Origin of the sequence: Oleiagrimonas sp., from assembly GCF_027858935.1 — a bacterium.
Taxonomy (GTDB): Bacteria; Pseudomonadota; Gammaproteobacteria; order Xanthomonadales; family Rhodanobacteraceae; genus Oleiagrimonas.
On the sequence record NZ_JAQIBU010000159.1, the window covers coordinates 1 to 4,961 of the forward strand.

The 4,961-nt window shown below is 61.8% G+C and carries 5 protein-coding genes; 3 read left to right on the forward strand and 2 right to left on the reverse strand.

Annotation, left to right across the window (positions count from 1 at the left end):
* The 3 genes from pxpB to PF446_RS05840 all read left to right on the forward strand — a co-directional run.
* Positions 1-636 (forward strand): 5-oxoprolinase subunit PxpB (gene pxpB / locus PF446_RS05830; RefSeq protein WP_298070300.1); only part of this gene is annotated, 636 nt, incomplete at its 5' end.
* Complete coding sequence (locus PF446_RS05835) at positions 633-1,607, forward strand: biotin-dependent carboxyltransferase family protein (protein ID WP_298070301.1); 975 nt, start codon at positions 633-635, stop codon at positions 1,605-1,607. The genes pxpB and PF446_RS05835, both read left to right, overlap by 4 nt.
* Positions 1,604-2,362, forward strand: a complete 759-nt coding sequence (locus PF446_RS05840) for a 5-oxoprolinase subunit PxpA (RefSeq protein WP_298070302.1) — start codon at positions 1,604-1,606, stop codon at positions 2,360-2,362. Before PF446_RS05835 ends, PF446_RS05840 begins: the two co-directional genes overlap by 4 nt.
* A gap of 10 nt (positions 2,363-2,372) precedes the next feature.
* Here PF446_RS05840 and lptG read toward each other — a convergent pair whose 3' ends face one another.
* Both lptG and PF446_RS05850 read right to left on the reverse strand, forming a co-directional pair.
* Positions 2,373-3,467, reverse strand: coding sequence for an LPS export ABC transporter permease LptG (gene lptG / locus PF446_RS05845; RefSeq protein ID WP_298070303.1), 1,095 nt, complete (start codon positions 3,465-3,467; stop codon positions 2,373-2,375).
* Between the two features lie 75 nt (positions 3,468-3,542).
* A partial coding sequence (locus PF446_RS05850; RefSeq protein WP_298070304.1) for a glycosyltransferase family 39 protein occupies positions 3,543-4,961 on the reverse strand: 1,419 nt, incomplete at its 5' end.

Genomic DNA, 4,961 nt, shown 5'->3' on the forward strand with positions numbered 1-4,961 from the left:
AACGCCAGGGTGCACAGATTGTGCGATGCCATCGGGCAGGCCGGGCTGCAAGGACTCCAGGACATGGTCCCGGCTTACGCCAGCGTACTGTTGCGTTTCGATCCCGCAAGATCACCCGCAGCCGACTGCCTGCGCGCACGCCTGCTCGATATTGCCGGCAAGATTGCCGAAACCGGGGTCACGGACGAAGCGCAGGCGGACACGACTCTGCATCGTATCCCGGTTTGCTACGGGGGCGAACACGGTCCCGACATGGCGCGAGTCGAAGCCATCACCGGACTGGATCGAGCCGACATCATCAGACTGCACTGCGCTGCCGAATACCGTGTCGCGATGATCGGTTTTGCTCCGGGATTCGCCTATCTGCTTGGACTGGACCCGAAACTTCACGTGCCGCGCCGGGATCAACCGCGAACCCGTGTCCCGCGGGGTTCGGTCGCCTTGGGAGGCGCCCAGACAGGTGTCTACCCGAGTGAGCTTCCCGGAGGCTGGCAACTCATCGGCCACACGCATCTTGCCTTGTTCGATGCAGGGAATGAGGATCGGCCGAGTCGTCTAGCCCCCGGGGACCGGGTCCGTTTCGAGGCCATCGATGAGCAGACATGGAAGCAACATTCCCCGGGGGAACACGCATGATCGAGATCCTTGCGACGGGTCTGCTGAGCAGCCTGCAGGACCAGGGCCGCATCGGGCAAGCGCACCTGGGGATCGGTCGCAGTGGCGCAGCGGATCTTCCCGCGATGACGCTTGCCAATGCTCTGGTTGGCAATGCACCGCAGGCCTGCGCCCTGGAAATGACCTTGCAGGGTCCGCGATTGCGGCTGCACCAATCGACCACGATCGCACTTGCCGGCGCACCGATGCCCAAGGCCAGTTGCAACGGTGTCCCGCTGCCGATGTGGCGGCCGGTCACCTGCCAGGCAGGTAGCGAAATCCGCTTCGGCGCCATGCGCTCGGGCTGTCGCAGTTACCTGGCCGTGGCAGGAGGCTTCGATGTTGAGGCATGGCTAGGCAGCCGCAGTACCGATCTCAATGCTGGACTTGGCCCACTCGGCGGACGCGCCCTGCGTGAGGGTGATGAACTCCCACTGGGGCCGGCAGGATGCGTGCCTGGAGATCCGGTTCACTGGTCGCTGGATCCCGGACCCTGGTTCAACGATGACGCGACACCGCATGTTCTGCGACTGCTTGCGGGAAGCCATACTCCTGAGCTGGACGATGCCTCAAGGCAGGCACTGGAAACTCGTGAATTCCGGATCTCCGCCGACAGCAACCGCGTCGGCGTGCGTATCCAATCCGATGTACCCCTGAAATTGCGTGATCACCTCGAACTGGTCAGTGAAGGCACCGTGCCGGGAGTCATGCAGTTGCCTCCGGGAGGTCAACCGATTCTCCTGCTCAACGAGCACCCGGTCACAGGGGGGTACCCACGCATTGCCCAGCTCGCCGCAGTCGACCTGCCACGACTGGCCCAGTGCCGGCCTGGCGATAGGCTACATTTCACATGGATCAAGCTGGAACAGGCCCATGCCATGTTCGAACGCAGCAAACAATCCCTGGAACTTCTCATGGACCAGATTGCACGTCGTCTGGAGAATCGCGAATGAGCCAGATTGATCTCAATTGCGACATGGGTGAGTCGTTCGGCGCATGGAAGATGGGTGCAGACCAGGCGGTGATGCCCTGGGTGACCTCGGCCAATATCGCTTGCGGATTCCACGCAGGGGACCCCTCGATCATGCGCATCACCGTGAAAGCCGCACTGGAGGCCGGTGTTGCTGTCGGCGCTCACGTGGGGCTTCCGGACCTGGCTGGCTTCGGGCGGCGCGCGATGTCCATCAGCGCACAACAGGCCTATGACCTGTGCATCGTGCAGATCGGCGCCTTGCAGGCCGTGGCGGCCACCTTCGATGCCAAGCTCGCACACATGAAACCGCACGGAGCCTTGTACCACATGGCCGAGCAGCAACCGGAAGTGGCCCAGGCACTGGCGCGCGCCGTGCGCGACATGGGCGGCAGCATGCGTCTGGTCGGCTTGTCCGGGGGAGGCTTGCTGAAAGCCGGGCAGGACATGGGTGTCCCCGTGGTGCATGAAGTATTCGCCGACCGTCGCTACCAGTCCGATGGCCGCCTCGTGCCTCGCGGGGAGGAGGGCGCCGTGATCGAAAGCTTGGAAGACATTGCCGAACACGCCTTGGCGCTGGCCTTGCACAATCACGCGATCACGGCCGAGGGGCGAATCCTGGACCTTCGGGCCGACACCGTGTGCATCCACGGCGACCGCGATCATGCCGCAGATATCGCACGGACCGTGCATCAACGTCTGCGCAAGGCGGGCGTACGTCTGGCCGCGGTCGAATGAATCGGGTCAGTCAACTCTGACGCTTGAAATACGTACCGGCCAGAACGATCAGAAGCAGCGCCGGTACCAGGTTTGCAAGCAGCGCCGACACCCCGTAGACCATGCCCATGTTGGTGATCACGCGGCGCAGGAAATACCACCCAATCGCCAGGATGATGCCGATGAAGATGCGCCGGCCCAGCCCTCCCGAGCGCAGGCTACCGAAAGCGAAAGGCATCGCGCACAGCACAAGGGACAGCACGTTGAGGGGGAAAAGGGCATGTTCCCAGAATGCGTTGGCGTACGCTCCGGGATTGAGCCCGTTCGATTCCAGGTAATGCATGTTGCGCATCAGGTCCGGCATGGACAGATATTCGGGATGCACGACGGATTGTTCCAGGACCCTTGAATTGAGCATGGTGTGCCAGGGCAGGCTGGCAACCTGCGAGGCATGCACGCCATCGTCGTCCAGGTCCGTGATGCGCACATCATGCAGGGTCCATTCGGAACGATCATGCGTGGCATCCTGCGCATGCACGAAACGGGAAAGGGCCCCGTTGTTGTCAATTGTGTAGATGCGCACATCCGACAATCGCACCGATCGATGCCCTTGATGTTGCACGGAAAGTGCATTGCGGGCATTGATGACGGTGTCTCCATCACGCGCCCAGAGCCCCCCACCATCGGAAAGATCCAGCCGGCCATCCTTGGTGCGCAACTGCAGCGCATTGGCCTGTTGATCGCCTGCAGGTGCGACGGTCTCGCCCATCAGCATCACGACCACGGTCAGTGCGCCTACAAAAACAACCACGGAAGAAACGATGCGGAACTTGGACATGCCGGCCGCGCGCAAGGCCGTCAGTTCGCCACTGGCCGCCAGCCCCCCGAGTCCGAGCAGTCCACCGATCAGCGCGGCACTGCCGAAATGCTGGTACATCCGTCGCGGCAGGGTCAGGGCGATAAAGGCCAGGGCATCGGACACCGTGTACCCATGCTGGCCCACGTGATTAAGCTGGCGAACCAGCTGGTTCAGGGCATCAAACCCGACCAGCACCAGCCACACGATCAACACCGCGCTGATCACGCTGCCCGCGATGAGTCGGTCTGTACGTTTCAGGATGGCCATGGGGTCCCTGTGTTCAACATTGGCCACGGAATGAAACAGGCATGCACAGGCGTAGCAAGCATGGCGCTGCACGCGTCATTGTGCATGATCGGGCGAATGAACCGGAATTGCGTGCGCCAGGACCAGCTTGCGGTCCCACCAGTGCCCGGATTGCATGTGCCGGTTTCCGTGACACGATGCCAGCGCCTGATCGAATGTCTGCATCCGGATGTTCTCGTCGAGGGCGAACAACACGCCTTCGTGATCTTGCAGGAGACGGCAGACTTTTGCCTTTGCACCCGTTTTACGCCAGGCCACACCATAGATTGTCTTGCCCGTGTAAAGGCGCATGCCCCAGGGCGTGTGTTCCTCGATGGCGACACCGTAGTCGGTATCCTGGACGAAGACGATCGCATGATAAGACGAGCTATCCACCAGGCTGTTCAAAGCGTTCGAATGTGCCCGCTCATCGGAAAGCGGGTGTCCAAAATAAGAGATTCCGCCCTTGATTCCGAGCATCACCACAATCCACGCGACCAGTGCGACACGCTGTCCCAAGGACGCCAGGTTGATGCGTGTTCGAAGCATGATCGCCAGCATCAGCGAAAGCGGCAGGAACAGTGGCAGGACGTAGACCGGCAGGCGGGATTTGGCCACGCAGAACACCACCAGTGGCACGCTGAACCAGAGCAGCAGGAACAGTGGAGCGGATGGGTGGTTCCACCAGCTCCGCAGACGCTCGACCGATGCGACACGGCGCACGCCCCGCAGCAAGGAGCCCCACCATGGCAGCGTACCGACCAGAAACACGGGCCCGTAGGCCCTCAGCCAGCCGTACCATTGGGGATTGCGGTTCTGCACGCCCGTGAAGATGCGCTCGTAGATCTCATTGTGGAGGTAGTAATGCACCAGCCACGGATGTCGGATCATCACCACGGCGTACCACAGAAATCCGCTGATCAGGAACAATGCGAAACCTGACCATGACAGACAGGCCCGCATGCCTCGCCAACCGTCACGCCTGATCATGAAAGGGACAACGCCGAGCAAGGGCATCAGACCGGGAGGACCTTTGGTCAGGAAAGCCAGTCCGAACCCCAGCCACATCAAGTTCACGCTTGCGCGTCTCGAAGGACTCGAGGACGCGGTTCCAAATGTCGCTGCGATGAACCCGTACATCGCCAGCGCTTCGAACAGCGTCAGCAGGGTATCTGTACTGACCACGTTGGCGGCCATGAAAGGCGCCAATGCGCATGCGTAGACCAGCGCTGGCAACCAGGGCTTTTCCGGAACCAGCACACGCCCCATCGCGAAAACCAGCAATCCGGTCAGCAGGTAGGCGAGGGCATTGGGGATCCGCGCGGCCCACGTCGTGCGGCCAAAGACCTTGACCGAAGCGGAAATGGCCCAGTAGGTCATGGGCGGCTTGGTGAAGTTGACCCGGTCCGGACTGTAGGCCGGCACCAGGTAATCGCCCGAGTCGACCATCTGCAGGGCATTGCCTGTGTAGCGGCC